Source organism: Arthrobacter sp. 05T45, from assembly GCF_056395875.1.
In genome coordinates, this window is the sequence record NZ_JBFTKI010000002.1 from 263,495 (window position 1) to 278,515 (window position 15,021).

Here is a 15,021-nt window from a genome sequence, read left to right on the forward strand (position 1 = left end):
CCCCCTGAGAATCTCGGGTCCCGGCATAGCCGGAACGAATACTGCCGGACCGAAACCTTGCCGGACCGAAACCTTGCCGATACCTGTCCAGCTTTAGTGCCCCGCCTCGTACCAGCTGGAGCCAATGCCGATCTGGACGTCCAGCGGAACGCTGAGGTCCGCGGCCGAGCCCATTTGCTCGGTCACCAGCTTCTCCACGGCCTCGCGCTCACCCGCGGCGACTTCGAGGACAAGTTCATCATGGACCTGCAGGAGCATGCGCGATTTCAGGCCCCGTGCCGCCAGTTCCGCGTGCACACCCAGCATGGCGCGCTTGATGATGTCAGCCGCCGATCCCTGGATGGGCGAGTTCAGCGCGATGCGCTCCGCATTCTCACGCAGCTGGCGGTCGGTGCTGGTCAGGTCCGGGAGGTAGCGCCGGCGCCCCTCGATGGTGGCGGTGTAGCCGTCGATCCGGGCCTGGTCCACCACGCCGCGAAGGTAGTCGCGGACGGCGCCGAACCGGTCGAAGTAGTCCTTCATGAGGGTCCGCGCCTCGTCGACGGAGATCTCCAGCTGCTTGGACAGACCGAACGAGGTCAGCCCGTACGCGAGGCCATAGGACATCGCCTTGACCTTGGACCGCATGGCGCTGGTCACCTGGTCGGTGGGCACATGGAAAATGTTAGAGCCCACGAACCGGTGGAGGTCTTCGCCGTCCTTGTAGGCCTGGATCAGGCCGGCGTCGCCCGAGAGGTGCGCCATGATGCGCATTTCGATCTGCGAGTAGTCCGCGGAGAGCAGGCACTCGTAGCCCTCGCTGACCACAAAGATGCCGCGGACGCGCCGGCCTTCCTCGCTGCGGATGGGGATGTTCTGCAGGTTGGGGTTGTTGGAGGAGATCCGGCCCGTGGCTGCGACGTTCTGCGCGTACGTGGTGTGGATCCGGCCGTCTTCCGTGACAGACTTCTTCAGCGACTCCAGCATCTGGCGCAGCTTCGACGACTCCCGGTGCGCCATGAGCTGGACCAGGAATTCGTGCCCGGTCTTTTCCAGCAGGTTTTTGAGTGACGCGGCGTCGGTGGTGTAGCCGGACTTGATTTTCTTGGTCTTCGGCAACTGCAGTTCGTCGAACAGCACGGTCTGGAGCTGCTTCGGCGAACCGAGGTTGACCTCGTGGCCGATCGCGGCGAACGCCAGCTCCTGGGCGTTGTCGATCACCTTGGCGAGATCCGACAGCTGCTCGTCCATGCGGGGCATGTCGATGGCGATTCCCGCGAGTTCCATATCGGCGAGGACGCGGCTGACGGGCAGTTCCAGCGTGGTGAGCAGGTCCTGCGCTTTGCGTTCCGTCAGTTCTGATTCGAAGAAGCGGCTCAGGGCCTGCACGACGGCGGCGACGTGGACCAGCGCGCCCGCAGCGGCGGCGTCGTCGCCGTCGAACGCCAGCTCAAGCTGGCCTTCCTTGGCGGCCTCCGTGGAAACCGCGATGTTGAGGTGATGCTGTGCCAGCTCGGCGAGTTCATAGCTGCGGCGGTCCGGCTGGATGAGGTAGCCGGAGATCGAGGTGTCATCCACCACGCCTTCCAGTTCCAGGCCGCGCGCGGTCAGGGCCTTCAGGGCAGCCTTGAACCCGTGCATGACCTTCGGTGCGTGGGCGTCGCGCAGCCATGCGGCCAGAACGTTTTCGGCGGCGGCGTCCTGGCTGGCCAGGTCGATATAGACGGCGGCGTCGTCGCGGACGATCGCCACCGCTGCGGCGTCCTCGCCGATCCGGCCGGGCACAACGTCGACCGCCACAGCGGAGCGCTTGCCGGCACCGGCCTCGAGGAACGCGCCGAGTTCGGCTGCGTCCGCCGGGATCACGAAGTCCGGGATGTCGAGGCTTTCCCGCTCGGCTTCGGTGACTTCACTGCCGTAGAGGGCAAAGAGCCGGGTCCGGATGGTCTTGAATTCCAGGGCGTCGAACAGCTCCTCGAGGGCGGCCTGGTCCGGCCGCGGGTCCGCGAGCTCGTCCAGCGTCACTGGCAGATCCAGGTCGGTGTGCAGCCTGTTGAGGCGCCGGTTGCGCTTGACGTCGTCAACGTATTCGCGCAGGGAGTCCCCCACCTTCCCGCCGATCGCGTCGAGGTTCTCCAGGACCCCCTCCAGTCCGCCGTAAAGGTTGATCCATTTCGCTGCCGTCTTGGGGCCGACGCCGGGAACACCGGGGAGGTTGTCCGCGGATTCCCCCACCAGGGCGGCGAGGTCCGAGTACTGGGCCGGGCTGACGAAGTACTTCTCCTGGATGGCGTCCGCGTCCATGCGGGGAATATCGCTGACACCCTTCTTGGGGTACAGGACGAAAACGTTGTCGGTGATGAGCTGGAAGGCGTCGCGGTCGCCTGAGACCAGCAGCACTTCGTAACCGGCCTTTTCCCCCATTGCGGCGAGGGTGGCCAGGATGTCGTCAGCTTCCCAACCGGGCATTTTGATGGTCTTGATGCCCCAGGCGCCCATGACCTTGTCGATGAGGTCGATCTGGCCGCTCATTTCCCGCGGGGTCTCGTTGCGTCCGCCCTTGTACTCGCTGTACTCGGCCTTGCGGTGCGTCGTGTCATCGGAGACGTCGAAGGCGACCGCCACGTGGGTGGGCTTTTGCTCCTTGATCAGGTTGATCAGCATGGACGTGAAGCCGTGGACGGCGTTCGTGTGCTGGCCCGTGGCGGTGGAGAACTTGTCCGCGGGCAGGGCAAAGAACGCCCGGAACGCCATGGAGTGCCCATCGAGGACGAGTAGCCGCGGCTGGTCCGTGATGGGAATCACGGGGGCCTCAGTGGCGGAAACCGACGCCGCGGCCCGGCTGGATTTTCCGGCACGCTTGGCCGCAACCCCTGAATCCGGCTCAGCTGCCAGGAGTTGGTCTGCGGCAGTGTCCGCGGAAAGGGGGGCAGCATTTTGGGAGGCTGCATTCTCGAGGGCAAGGGCCGGTTTGGTAGTTTCACTCACAGGTGCCAGCCTAGTTCCCATGATGGACAATTTCACGCCCGGCCCGTACGCGGCCGAGCTCGCTGCGGCCGGTGTTCCCGAGGAGATGCACGATTGGCTGGGCCAGTACGGCGTCGGAGCCCTTGTGGTGAAGATGGGGATCCGCTTCCTCGAGATGAGCCCGGAGCGCACTGTGGCCACCATGCCGGTGGCGGGGAACACCCAGGTGGCAGGCATCCTGCACGGCGGGGCCCACGTGGTCCTGGCCGAAACCCTGGGTTCTTTCGCGGCGGGCATGCACGCCGGACCTGACCGGCAGGCGCTCGGGATCGAGGTCGGGGCGACGCACCACCGGGCGATCTCCGAGGGCATCGTCACCGGCACCTGCACGGCCATTCACCTCGGCCGGACGCTCGCCACCCACGAAATCGTGATGACCGACGAACGCGGCCGGCGGCTCTCCACCGCCCGGATCACGAACCTGATCCGCGATATCGCGCGCTAGGTCCGCGATAACGCGGAGGGCGACCGGCCCGGCGGCGCCGGATCCGGCTAGGGCCGGGCCGCGAAGCGGTAGCGCAGCTCCACGATGCCCCGGCCCAAGGTGCGGGAAGATGTCAACTCGAGCGGCGGCGTCGGGCCCGCCATAGGCAGCAACTGTTTGCCGCCGCCCAGCACCACGGGAATGACCGAGACAATCAGTTCGTCCAGCAGCCCGGCGTCAGCGAACTGCGCTGCGAGCACGCCTCCACCCACAACCCAGACGTTTCGGCCGCCGGCCGCTTCTTTGAGGTCGTCCACGAACTCGCCTACCGCCCCGCGCACGAACGTCACATCCGCGCCCTTCGGGGCGGCGTGCTCGTGACGGGTGAAGACCCAGGAAGGTGTGCCCGGATACGGCCAGGTGTCCGGTTCGTGCTCCCGAAGCCACGCGTACGTCTCGCCGCCCATGACGATGCAGCCGACGTCGGCCATGAACCCGTCATAGCTGTCCTGTCCGCCCTCAAAGCCGTCGAACTGCAGCAGCCAGGCGAGATTGTCGTCGGCAGTGGCGATGAACCCGTCGAGTGAGGACGCCACGAAGTATTGGAAGCTCACCATGGCCCCAGCCTAGCCACTGCGGTGGCCGGTGTCCCATCCCCGTGACGCAACGGCTGCACGGCCGCGGGGACGTCCTATTTGTGGAAGTAAGGAATGATCAGGTAGAGCCCGAAGAGAATGGCGGCGCCGCACAAAGCGAAGCACGTGTAAGCGAGCGGTCGGGTCCAGGCCGCCGGGGAGGTCCGGGTGTCCCCCGCGATGGCCGTGAGCCGGACGCCGAGGGAGTAGAGAACTACCACGGTTACAGCGGACACAAGCGTGGCACTCGCCACGCTGAACAGTTCCAGCCATTTCATCGCTGGGCACCGCCGTTCTTGATCGACTTGGTGGCGGACTTTTTCTTCCGGAACTGCACGGCTTGGCCGACTTCCTCGATCTCGACGGCGTTGTTGCTGCCCACAGGCGACTTCCGTGAGCGCACAAACATGTAGGCCACTGCGGCGGTGCCGGCAGTTGCCGCGATGATCACGCCTACGACCCCGGTCTGCACGAGCAGAGCCGTCAGCGCGCCCATGATTCCGGCGGCCGGCAGCGTGAACAGCCAGCCAATGGCAATCCGGCCGGCGGTTCCCCACCGCACCGTAGTGCCGCGGCGTCCCATGCCGGAGCCCACGACCGAGCCGGAGGCCACCTGCGTGGTGGACAGGGCGAAGCCCAGGTGCGAGGACGCCAGAATGGCTGTGGCGGTGCTGGTCTCGGCGGCAAAGCCCTGGGCGGGCTTCACTTCGGTGAGTCCCGAGCCCATGGTGCGGATGATCCGCCACCCGCCGGAATACGTGCCGATCGCGATGGCGAAGGCACAGGCGGTGATAACCCACCACTCCGGACCGGAGCCGGCAGGCTGCAGGCCGGCGGAGATCAGGACCAGGGTGATGATGCCCATCGTCTTCTGGGCGTCGTTGGTGCCGTGGGCCAGCGCCACGAGGCTGGACGTGAAGACTTGACCGGTCCGGAATCCGCCGCGCTTCTGCGTGAGCTTGTCCCCGGTTTCGGGGTCATGGCGGGCGGTCAGGCCGTACGCCAGCCGCGTGCACAAGTAGGCTACGCCGCCCGCGATGATCGGGGCGAACACCGCGGGAAGAATGATCTTTTGGAGAATTGACTCGAAGTTGATCGCGTGGATGCCGATACCGGCAATCGCGGCCCCGATCAGGCCGCCGAAGAGGGCGTGGGAGGAACTGGACGGCAGGCCCTTGAGCCAGGTGATCATGTTCCAGAGGATGGCGCCCATCAGCCCGGCGAAGATGATGTCCGGGGTGATCTGGACCCCGTCCGAGCCTTCCTTGATGATGCCGCCCGAGACGGTCTTGGCGACTTCCGTGGAGAGGAACGCTCCCACGAGGTTCAGCACCGCCGCGAGGGCAACTGCTGTTTTCGGTTTGATGGCGCCGGTCGCGATGGGGGTAGCCATGGCGTTCGCGGTGTCATGAAATCCGTTGGTGAAGTCGAAGAACAGCGCCAGCGATATCACTAGCGCCACCATTACGGTGATTTCCACCTGTTGCCCAATCTGAAGTGTTCACGGTCGGCAGTTCCACATCCCCGTTGCTGCATGGCCACGACGTCCATTCGATGCCTGATCAGATGAATTCGGTGGCGCTAACGCGATTTGAAACCTTATCGATGGTACGTGGGAAGGACGGCTGGGCAAAACATGCCAGAAGTCCCTAAATTCAGTCCTCCTGTGCGGCACGGGCCTTCACGGTGGCGGTGCGGTGCCGGTCACAGCGGGCACCGCCCGGCTCCGCCGGCTGCGGCCCAGCTCAGACGGCCCGGCGGACGTCCGGCGCCGGGCCCGCGCCGAGCATCGAAGCGATCCTGTCCTCCAGCGCCGCTAGCGTCGCCTCGGGCAGCACGATGAGCCCGTCGAGTTCCCGGCGGGCGCGGCGGTAGGCCGTCTGCCGCTCGGCGGGAGTTGCGGCCGCGTCCGACGCTATCCGCAGAAGTTTCCGGGCTGTCTCGAGCCGCTGGCGTTCGGGACCGGTGAACTTGCTGTCCCTGATCCGTTTGGCTTCCCGTTCGGCGACGTCGAATGCGAGCTCAAAGCTGGTCACGGCCGCACGGTACTCCGCAAGCCGCGCGGCGGTCCTGACTTCCGCCGGGGCGGCGGGGCGCAGCCCGTCGGCCTCGCGTTTGGCCCGGAGGAAGGCCACGGTGAGGGGCTCCCGGACATCCGTCATGACCGGGTAGTCGATCAGCTTCCCCACGTCGAGTTCGTAATCCAGCCAGCGTTGGTTGACGGTGTCGTGCGCCTTCATGAGGGCCAGCACGTCGGCCTGGCTGGCCTGCTCTGCCTGCGCAGCCTGGTTCTTGAGCGTATAAAGCTCCACGCGGCGGCGGTGCCGGCGTTCGGCGGCTTTGGACCAGGACCGCGCCCACCCCCCGGCCAGGCCGCTCAGGGGAAAGACGAGCCACCAAAAGTGGGTGATGAAATTGAAGAAGGGGTCCACGGCATCATCCTCCCATCCGTTGGCGGCGCCGGAAAGCCCCCTCCAAAAGGGGGCTCTCCGCCCCGTTCCGGGACCTTGCCGGCCCGGGTTGCTTGCCGGGCGGTCAGTCGCCGTGCTTGACCTTATGCACCTTCGTCACGATGGTGGGGCACGGCACGTTCAGGAGTACAGCGTGCGCGGTGGAGCCGAGCACGGTTCGGGAGAACCCGCCACGTCCGCGACTTCCAATCACCAACTCCCTGGCGTCGGCGGCGATATCCACGAGGGCCTTCGCCGGTTCGGTGTTCGTCTCAAGGCGCTGATGGACCACCAGGTCGGGGTATTTGTCGCCGAGCCCGGCGACCGACTCGGCGAGAACAATCCGGTCCTCTTCGACGATGCTCTCGGCGAGACCACTGGTCGGCAGCTGCTTCTCGACCCACCGGGCAGGGCTCTTGAACGCGAGGACCACGGTGAGCTCGTCTCCACCCCGGTCAGCTTCGGCGGCCGCGAAGGCGACGGCCTGCAGCGACTCCTCGGAGCCGTCCACGCCGACCACGACGCCCTTTGCCCCGGTGGCCGGTTTCGCCGGCACGACGGCTACCGGGCATTCCGAGGCCGAGACAACCTGCAGGGCCCGGTCCGTCATGGGACCGCCGCCCATCCAATGTTTGTCATGGCCGCCAACCACGATCATGGCTGCCTCCTTGGAGACTTCCCGGAGCACCGAGCCGCCGCTGCCATGACGGAGCTGGATGTCGACAGTGACGTCCGGGGCCTGCTCACGGGCGGCCGTCTCAGCGTCCCGAAGCAGGTCCATCCCCGATTCCCGGATGATCTCGTGGTACTGAAAATCCGGTGACATCCAGCGGTCGTCCACCGCGTGGACGACCGTGACCGGGAGCTTGTCCCGGGCGGCCCGGTCAAGGGCCCAGGCCAGGGCGGCGCTGCTGCCCGCGGACCCGTTGATGCCGACGATGATTGCTTTGCTCATGCTGATTCCTGCTTTCCTGGAATGCACACCGGCCTAGAATCCGGTGGGCTCGGTCTCGAACTCCGGTTCGCGGGGCGGGCGTTCATGGTGCACCGGACGCAGCGCTGCGGTGTGTTCCAGCCAGATGAGGGCGTCGTAGCGCTCCCCCATCCGGGTCGGAACGTAGTTTCCGGCGTCCCGTTCCGGGTGGTAGACGACGCCGATCGCCCGGTGTCCGAGCCATGTCGAAAGCCACGGCCCGGTCCTGTCGTCGCCGAACACCAGCACTGAGGGCACCCCCAGGGCCTGATGCAGGAAGTCTTCGTGGCTGCCCGGGCGCGCTTCCGGCACCGTCAGGATGCGTTCGGGGCGGCCCCACCCGTCGGAGGCGAGCACGGAGCCGCGGTGGGATGCGAAGCCGACCAGCAGCACGCCTTCGCCCGCGTGGCGTTCGCGCAGCAGCTGCCCGACGTTGACCAGGCCGTCCTGCGCCATGTCGGTGGCCCGGGCATCGCCGATATGTGTGTTGTGTTCCCAGATCAGTCCCTTCGACGCCGGCCCGAGGTGCCTGCTGACCCGGTCGATGGTGTCGGCCATATGGTGGTCGCGGACGTTCCAGGACTGCCTGTCGCCGCGGACCATGATGCGGTAGTAGTGCTCGGCGTTGGCCGCGACTTCAGCGTTCTGGACGGCGTCGAAGGCGTCCTCCTCCTGCCGGCCGGGGCTGAAGGCCCGGTTCCTGACCTCGGTCAGGAGGGCCACGACGTCGGGCTCGCAGGACTGCGGCACCAGCCGCGTGCTCCAGGCATACTGGTGCGGGTCCTCGTGGTGGGGCAGGAAGCACTGCCAGGCGCGCTCCGCCGCGGGGACGGCGTCGGGAACGTTCGCCTGTAGCCAGCCGATGATTTCGCGCAGCGAATCCCAGAGCGAGTAGACATCCAGCCCGTAGAAGCCGACACGTTTGTCCAGCGGCCTGGCCAGGTTCCAGCTGCGCAGCCAGTCCAGGAACGCCGCGACTTCCTCGTTGGCCCACATCCAGGTTGGCCAGCGTTCGAAGCCGGCCAGCAGCGCGTGGACGCCCTGGTCCTTCCCCTCCTGGCCGCGGACCCATCGGTTGATCCGCCGGCAGTCGGGCCAGTCCCCTTCCACCCCAATCCAGTTGTAGCCTTCCTCCGCGATGAGCCGCCTGCTGAGGGTGTCGCGCCAGGTGTAGAACTCGTGGGTGCCGTGGGAGGCCTCGCCGATGGCGACAAAACGGCAGTCGGCCGCGCGCCGCACGAGGCCGTTGAGGTCCCGATCGGTTTTCAGCGGCCGGGCGAGATCGTGGACCTCCTTCAACACGGTGGTCCGGGTGACGGCCTCGGGGTTCATCTCGGATCCTCGATGTCGATCGTCTCCAGGTATTCGGGCACCCTGGCCCGCCAGCCGAGTTCGCGTTTGATCCTGATACGCAGGGCGTCGGACGCGTCCGGGTCACCGTGCGTGATGTAGGTCATCCGGGGCGCTACTTCTGCCGCCCTCATCCACGCGATGATGGCGTCGCCGTCGGCGTGCGCGGACAGGCTTTCCATCTGGATAACCTCGGCCCGCACCTTGACGTCTTCCCCGTAGATGCGCAACTCGCGTTCACCGGCAGCAAGGGTGGCCCCCCGCGTGCCGCTGGCCTGGTAGCCGCTGAGGATGATGGCGCTTTTCGGGTCGGGGCCGTACGCCGCGACGTGGTGCAGGATCCGTCCGCCCGTCAGCATGCCGCTGGCCGAGATGATGATCATGGGGCCGCCGCGCAGGTTCAGCAACTTGGATTCGTCCACGGTGCGGGTGAGTTTGGCCAGTTTGTACATGTCCACGTATTCCTCCCGCTTGAGCCGGTGTTCTTCGGGGTGGCGCTGGTACATTTCGGAGGCGTCGATGGCCATGGGGCTGTTGAGGTAGACCGGGATGCGAGGAATCGCGCCCTTGCGCAGGAGCCGGGACAGGTACAGCATCAGCGTTTCGGCCCGGCCGACGGCGAACGCGGCAAACATGATGACCCCTCCGCGTTTCGCGACGCGATTGATGATCTCTCCCAGCAGCTTCTCCGGATCCTCAGTGGAGTGTTTCCGGTTGCCGTAGGTTGATTCGGTCACCAGGATGCCGGTTTCGCCGAGCGGGCGGGGCGGATACATGAACGGGTCATCGGCCCGGCCCAGGTCCCCGGTGAAGTGCACCGACTGGGAGCCAACCCGGACGTGCACCTGGGCGGCCCCCAGGATGTGTCCGGCCGGCACGAACGTCAACTCCATGCCACCGCCAAGGTCAAGGGGAACATCAAACCCGACGATTTTGAATCTGTTGAGGGACGCGACGGCGTCCGCAGCCGTGTAGAGGGGCAGGGCGGGATCATGCGCGGATGACCCCCGCTGCGAGGCATACCGGGCCTCCTCCTCCTGCAGGTGGCCGCTGTCCGGCAGGATGAGTTTGCATAGGTCTGTGGTGCCGGCCGTGGCGTACACGGGGCCGCCGAACCCGCCCCTGACCAGAGCAGGGACATATCCGGTGTGGTCCAGGTGCGCGTGGGTCAGCACCACGGCGTCGATGGACCGCGGCGGCACTGGAAAGGGCGCCCGGTTGCGCTCGCGGCTGCGCTTATAGCCCTGGAAGAGTCCGCAGTCCACCAGCACGCGCCCGCCGCCGGCGTCGATCAGGTAGCGTGAACCGGTCACGGTGTCGGTGGCACCAAGGAAGTTCAGGCTCGGCTGCTGCTGCTTCATGGCGCCCCCGTGGACCTTCTTCTTGCGTAAATTGTGCGTTAATTGCGCGCGAACCTGTGACCTGCGCAAACCTGTGACCAGCGCGAACCTGTGTCCTGAACGACCCCAGAGAAGTGCGCGGACCCGCGGCTCGCGGTGTACGCCCCAGCTTCCGCCCGGGCCTGCCGGGTGCCAAGGGCCAAAAGTCACCTCCGGGCCGGCGTCGGCCGCCGCCGGGGCCTCCGCGGCACGCGTCCAGGCGGGCCGCCCCCGGTAGGATTTCTTGATGGGCCCGGCCGGGCCCGAGGCCGGCAGCCCGGCACCGCCCAGCACAGCGCAGCCCAGTCGCAAGGACACACCATGAGCACCAAATCCGCAGGGCCCAGGCGTCCCGACCGCCCCTGGACCCGCCACTACAGCCCCGGGGTTCCCGCCAGCCTCAAGCTCCCGGAAGGGTCCCTCGTTGACCTGATGGACTCGTCGGTCCGGCGCTACGGGAAGAAGACCGCACTGGAATTCTTCGGAGCGCGTACCAGCTACCGGGACCTCGGCACCGCCATCAACAGGGCGGCCGCGGGCCTGAGGAAGCTCGGCGTCCGGGCCGGTGACCGGGTGGCGCTGGTCCTGCCGAACTGCCCGCAACACATCATCGCGTTCCACGCGGCACTGCGCCTGGGCGCCGTGGTCGTCGAACACAACCCCTTATATACGGACCGTGAGCTGCGCCACCAGTTCGAGGACCATGGCGCCACCGTCGCCGTTGTCTGGGACAAGGCCGTGGACAAGGTCCGCCAACTGCCGGCCGACGTCGGGCTGCAGAGCATCGTCTCCGTTGAGCTGATTCCGGCGATGCCGCTGCTGCAACGGGTCGCGCTGCGGCTCCCCGTGCCGGCGGCCCGCGCCGCCCGCGCCGCCTTGACCGCCGGCAAGCACACGCGCCGGCCCGTGGCGCAGCCGGCGCGCCGGACTGTGCTGGCGTGGAAAGACCTCCTTGGCGCCGGCGACCTGAAGAAAAAGCATCCGCGCCCGGCCGCCACTGACCTGGCTGTCATCCAATACACGAGCGGCACCACGGGCCGGCCCAAAGGCGCCATGCTGACCCATGCCAACCTGCAGGCCAATGCCGCGCAGGGCCGCGCCTGGGTGCCGGGGCTCAAGGACGGCCGGGAAACCGTGTACGCGGTGCTGCCGATGTTCCACGCCTACGGCCTGACGCTGTGCATGACGTTTGCCCTGAGCATCGGCGCGAGGCTGGTGCTCTTCCCTAAGTTCGACGTCGACCTCGTGCTGAAGGCCCACAGGAAGTCGCCTGCCACATTCCTGCCGGCGGTGCCGCCGATCTACGACCGCATCGCCGCCGCAGCCGCCGAGCGCGGTATCGCGCTGGACAGCATCCGCTTTTCCATCTCGGGGGCGATGAACCTGCCGACGGCGACGGTGGACACGTGGGAGAAGGCGACCGGGGGCTACCTGATCGAGGGCTACGGGCTGACGGAAACCTCGCCCATCGCCCTGGGCAACCCCTTCGGTCCCAGCCGGAAACCGGGAACCGTGGGGGTCCCGTTTCCCCTGACGGACATTCGTGTGGTGGACCCGCGGAACGTCCTCCTGGACCGCGCCCCGGGAGAGGAGGGCGAGCTCCTGGTCCGCGGCCCGCAGGTCTTTGCCGGCTACTGGAACCGGCCGAAGGAGACCGAGGAGGCGCTGCTGGAGGGCGGCTGGTTCCGGACCGGTGACATCGTCTCGGTAGATAAGGATGATTTCGTGACCGTCCGGGACCGGATCAAGGAACTGATCATCACGGGGGGCTTCAACGTCTCCCCCACGGAAGTTGAAGATGTCCTCTCCGGGTACCCCGGTGTCCGGGACGTGTGCGTGGTGGGACTGCCCCGCCCGGGCGGCGGCGAAGACGTGGTTGCCGCCGTCGTCCCGTCCGCGGGCTCCGGCCTGGACCCGGAGGCGCTGCTGGCGTTTGGCCGGGAGAACCTGGCCGCCTACAAGGTGCCGCGCCGCGTTGCCGTGGTGGATGAGCTGCCGCGTTCGCTGATCGGCAAGGTCCTGCGCCGCGAGATCCGGGACACGCTCGTGGCCGGCCGGTAGCTTACCTCCGGCCGGCCACTGGTGCGCTCAGTGTCCGGACTCCTCAGTGTCCTGAATCGTCGGGGCCCGGGGTCGTCGCGGTTGTGCCGCTGCCCGAATCATCGCCGCCTTCCTCATGCGAGTGCGTCCCGCTGTCCCCCGCGGACGGTTCAGGCTCCGCCGGTTCCGGTTCGCGGGACATGTCCACTCCCTCCCCCGTGGTTGAACGGGGAGCCAGCGTCACGTCCGCTGGCTGGACCCCGGCGCCGCGGGCCATGCCGTTCCGCACGGATTCCACCAGCGAGTCGCTGAGCAGTGGTCCCGTGTACGTGACCGTCAGGGCTCCGCCATCCACCGACGTGCCGTAGTTCCCGAGCGCGTCCGAGAGAATGCCTTCCCTGGCGATGGAAGCGGCCAGGACTGCCGGATCGGCGGCAGCGACGCTGAACTGGAGGTCGTGGACCAGGACTGAGGCGACGTGGACATGCTCCACTCCGGGGTAGCTGCCCTCCGGGCCGAAGGCGCGCTCCGCCAGTCTCTCGGCGTCGTCGCTGGTGCTTCCGGGCGGAAGCGCCAGGATCAGTTCCGGCGCGAGGTGCTCCAGGATCGCTGGTTCGAGCACGTCCGGGGGGATGTCGGAAAGGACGATGCCGCCGGCAGCCGCGGTCTGCTCGAGCCGTGCGCGCGGCGGGCCCGGCTTTCCGCCCTCGGCGGGGTGGATGGCAATGACCGCGCGGCGTCGAACCATCAGCCCGTCGTGGCTCACTGCCGGGCGGCCGTTGCCGACGTCGGTCCCAGTCTCCAGGGACACGGGCGCCGCGCTCTGCACGGCGCCGGCGGCCGGCGCTGCCGTCGGAGAGAGCTGGGCCGGTGACGGCGCTCCGCCTGTGCAGGCGCTCAGCGTCAGTACAAGCAGGGCCGCCGCGCCCAGCGCCCCAACGCGGCCCATCTCAGGTCCCCGCCGGCAGTCCGGGCCGGTACACCGGCGGGAACGCGTCCAGAGCAGTGGTGTCTAGGGTCGGCGGGTCGGAAGTGATGGGGTCGTTGGTGCGGAGGTCGCCCACGGAGAACTGCACCATCATGTCGTGGTCCTCGTGGACCAGGTTGTGGCAGTGGATCATGTAGCGCCCGCCCCCGCCGGTACCTGTGTCGAACTGCATGAGGGCGGTGACGGACTCGTTCTCACCGGCGTAGAAGACATCTTTGGGGCCCTTTTCCCAGGCAAACGGCTGGCCGCCGTTAGTGTTCCTCGCGATGATCTTGGCGTCAATGAGGTGGATGTGCACCGGATGGAACCATCCCCCGGACGCGTTGATGATGGTCCATTGCTCGACGTCGAAGGGCTGGGGGTTGCCGAACAGCTTGGTGAACCCGGACTTCTCCACGTCGGCCCACGTGACGCCGTTCACGGTCCACTGTCCATGGTCCCGGAAGAATTTCAGTTCGCGCTTCGCCTTCGCCATCGCCGGGGTGAGGCTCATGGTGGGGATGCCGCCCCTGGAGGCGTTGACGGAGCCGCCGTCGTCCAGGGTGGCCGGGATGCTGGAAATGGAGCCGGCCCCGGGCCCGGAGTCGGCCACTACCTGGAAGCGCATGATTTTGTTGGTGTTCGCGAAGTCGATGTTGTTCTTGTTGCTGAGGTTCCGCAGCTCGATCAACTGGCCGGTCCGGTATTTCCGGAAATCGATAAGCACCTCATAGCGTTCCGCGGTGCCCTGCCGCCACGATTTCACGGCCTCCACTTTGGGCGTCATGCCGGCGTCTGTTGCGACCACGTAGACGGGGTCTCCGGTGGAGAGCGTGGGCCGGTAGGACCGCGAAATAGAGGCGTCGAGCACCCGGAAGCGGTAGATCCGGGGCTTGACCTTCATGGTCGGCCACGGCACGCCGTTGACCATGATGATGTCCCCCCACAGGCCTTTGACGTCGTTGTCGTTGTAGGCGAGCGAGCCGTCGGCGTTGAACATGGCATCCGAGATCATCAGGGGCACGTCGAATTCCCCTTGCGGCAGTTGGGCACGCTCATACTTGTCGGACAGGGGGTAGAAGGCCGCGAGTCCTGAATAGACGTTCTGGGCGGTGATGTGATGCTTGTGGTCGTGGTACCAAAGCGTCCGGGCCGTCTGCCAGTTGGGGTACCGGTAGTTCTTGACGTTGCCCGGGACGGTGATGTCGTTGGCGTAGCCGTCGTACTGCGGCAGCGACGCTGAGCCGTGCAGGTGGGTGACGGTATCAAAGCGGGCCGGCTGAACCAGCCCGGCGGCGGGCAGCGCGTTGCGGATCCGCACCTCGATCCGGGTGCCCTGGGTGGCCCGGATGGTGGGGCCGGGGAAGATGCCGTTGTAGCCCGCGACGGTGGTGTTCAGTCCGGGCAGGAAGTGGGCCTGGCCGAGCTTCTGGGTAAGGGCGTACCGGGCGAAAGGACGGGCCGGGTCGCCGCCGTCGAAACCCGTCTGAAAGGGGACCAGCTCGGGCGGGCGGCGAAACACTCCCGCATAGGGAACAGGCATGTTCTGCGGTGCAAGAAGACTGGCGGTGACCGGCGTCGCGGCCGGCGCGGTGGTGCCCGTCGTCGGGATGTCGTCGTCGCCGCCTTTGAAACCGGCAAGGCCGAGGGCGCCGACAGCGCCCAGTTTGAAAATTTCTCGTCGTGTAGTCATGGCCCCTCCAAGTGGGCAATAGTGCTGTATACCGTGTCGGAAAGTGGCTTTCCAACAAGTGAGGAAGCCGGCTGGCGGACCGTAGCGGCCCCGCCAGCCGGCGT

General features: G+C 67.1%; 12 protein-coding genes. 2 read left to right on the forward strand and 10 right to left on the reverse strand.

Going from position 1 to position 15,021, the window contains the following annotated elements:
- Positions 1–93: 93 nt before the first annotated feature.
- Positions 94–2,988 carry a DNA polymerase I gene (gene polA / locus AC1DGD_RS03870; protein WP_476855947.1) on the reverse strand — a complete coding sequence of 965 codons (2,895 nt, stop codon included), beginning with the start codon at positions 2,986–2,988 and terminating at the stop codon, positions 94–96.
- Between polA and AC1DGD_RS03875 the strand changes: the two genes are divergently transcribed.
- Positions 2,987–3,451, forward strand: coding sequence for a hotdog fold thioesterase (locus AC1DGD_RS03875; RefSeq protein WP_223917399.1), 465 nt, complete (start codon positions 2,987–2,989; stop codon positions 3,449–3,451). The genes polA and AC1DGD_RS03875 overlap by 2 nt on opposite strands.
- Before the next feature lie 47 nt (positions 3,452–3,498).
- Here the strand turns inward: AC1DGD_RS03875 and AC1DGD_RS03880 are convergent, their stop codons facing one another.
- From AC1DGD_RS03880 to AC1DGD_RS03910, 7 genes are all read right to left on the reverse strand, one after another.
- Positions 3,499–4,047: a dihydrofolate reductase family protein gene (locus AC1DGD_RS03880; RefSeq protein WP_476855948.1), complete on the reverse strand. Its 549-nt coding sequence runs from the start codon at positions 4,045–4,047 to the stop codon at positions 3,499–3,501.
- Positions 4,048–4,121: 74 nt separating this feature from the next.
- The gene (locus tag AC1DGD_RS03885) at positions 4,122–4,343 is read right to left on the reverse strand and encodes a hypothetical protein (RefSeq protein WP_028276822.1); all 222 of its coding nucleotides are present in this window, start codon (positions 4,341–4,343) and stop codon (positions 4,122–4,124) included.
- Positions 4,340–5,545 carry an inorganic phosphate transporter gene (locus AC1DGD_RS03890; RefSeq protein WP_230010221.1) on the reverse strand — a complete coding sequence of 402 codons (1,206 nt, stop codon included), beginning with the start codon at positions 5,543–5,545 and terminating at the stop codon, positions 4,340–4,342. Before AC1DGD_RS03890 ends, AC1DGD_RS03885 begins: the two co-directional genes overlap by 4 nt.
- A 265-nt stretch (positions 5,546–5,810) precedes the next feature.
- The gene (locus tag AC1DGD_RS03895; RefSeq protein ID WP_223917392.1) at positions 5,811–6,497 is read right to left on the reverse strand and encodes a hypothetical protein; all 687 of its coding nucleotides are present in this window, start codon (positions 6,495–6,497) and stop codon (positions 5,811–5,813) included.
- Positions 6,498–6,600: 103 nt separating this feature from the next.
- Positions 6,601–7,470 (reverse strand): universal stress protein, encoded by an 870-nt coding sequence (locus tag AC1DGD_RS03900; protein WP_223917390.1) that lies wholly within the window; start codon positions 7,468–7,470, stop codon positions 6,601–6,603.
- Positions 7,471–7,503: 33 nt separating this feature from the next.
- Complete coding sequence (locus AC1DGD_RS03905; RefSeq protein WP_476849600.1) at positions 7,504–8,820, reverse strand: erythromycin esterase family protein; 1,317 nt, start codon at positions 8,818–8,820, stop codon at positions 7,504–7,506.
- Positions 8,817–10,199, reverse strand: a complete 1,383-nt coding sequence (locus AC1DGD_RS03910; RefSeq protein ID WP_476855949.1) for an MBL fold metallo-hydrolase — start codon at positions 10,197–10,199, stop codon at positions 8,817–8,819. Before AC1DGD_RS03910 ends, AC1DGD_RS03905 begins: the two co-directional genes overlap by 4 nt.
- Positions 10,200–10,538: 339 nt before the next feature.
- Here AC1DGD_RS03910 and AC1DGD_RS03915 point away from each other — a divergent pair, with 339 nt between their 5' ends.
- A complete protein-coding gene (locus tag AC1DGD_RS03915; protein ID WP_476855950.1) occupies positions 10,539–12,278 on the forward strand; it encodes a long-chain-fatty-acid--CoA ligase in 1,740 nt (579 codons plus the stop codon).
- A 43-nt stretch (positions 12,279–12,321) separates the two neighbouring features.
- On the opposite strand, the gene AC1DGD_RS03920 is transcribed toward AC1DGD_RS03915, so the two are convergent.
- Together AC1DGD_RS03920 and AC1DGD_RS03925 are read right to left on the reverse strand one after the other, a co-directional pair.
- Entirely contained in the window at positions 12,322–13,206 is an 885-nt protein-coding gene (locus AC1DGD_RS03920; RefSeq protein ID WP_476855951.1) for a hypothetical protein, read from the reverse strand.
- Between the two features lies 1 nt (position 13,207).
- Positions 13,208–14,917: a multicopper oxidase family protein gene (locus AC1DGD_RS03925; protein ID WP_476855952.1), complete on the reverse strand. Its 1,710-nt coding sequence runs from the start codon at positions 14,915–14,917 to the stop codon at positions 13,208–13,210.
- Between the last annotated feature and the right edge of the window lie 104 nt (positions 14,918–15,021).

Coding starts and splice junctions, on each gene's coding strand:
- AC1DGD_RS03875 (WP_223917399.1), top strand. CDS start 2,987: ATGATGGACAATTTCACGCCCGGCCCGTACGCGGCCGAGCTCGCTGCG.
- polA (WP_476855947.1), bottom strand. CDS start 2,988: ATGGGAACTAGGCTGGCACCTGTGAGTGAAACTACCAAACCGGCCCTT.
- AC1DGD_RS03880 (WP_476855948.1), bottom strand. CDS start 4,047: ATGGTGAGCTTCCAATACTTCGTGGCGTCCTCACTCGACGGGTTCATC.
- AC1DGD_RS03885 (WP_028276822.1), bottom strand. CDS start 4,343: ATGAAATGGCTGGAACTGTTCAGCGTGGCGAGTGCCACGCTTGTGTCC.
- AC1DGD_RS03900 (WP_223917390.1), bottom strand. CDS start 7,470: ATGAGCAAAGCAATCATCGTCGGCATCAACGGGTCCGCGGGCAGCAGC.
- AC1DGD_RS03905 (WP_476849600.1), bottom strand. CDS start 8,820: ATGAACCCCGAGGCCGTCACCCGGACCACCGTGTTGAAGGAGGTCCAC.
- AC1DGD_RS03910 (WP_476855949.1), bottom strand. CDS start 10,199: ATGAAGCAGCAGCAGCCGAGCCTGAACTTCCTTGGTGCCACCGACACC.
- AC1DGD_RS03915 (WP_476855950.1), top strand. CDS start 10,539: ATGAGCACCAAATCCGCAGGGCCCAGGCGTCCCGACCGCCCCTGGACC.
- AC1DGD_RS03920 (WP_476855951.1), bottom strand. CDS start 13,206: ATGGGCCGCGTTGGGGCGCTGGGCGCGGCGGCCCTGCTTGTACTGACG.
- AC1DGD_RS03925 (WP_476855952.1), bottom strand. CDS start 14,917: ATGACTACACGACGAGAAATTTTCAAACTGGGCGCTGTCGGCGCCCTC.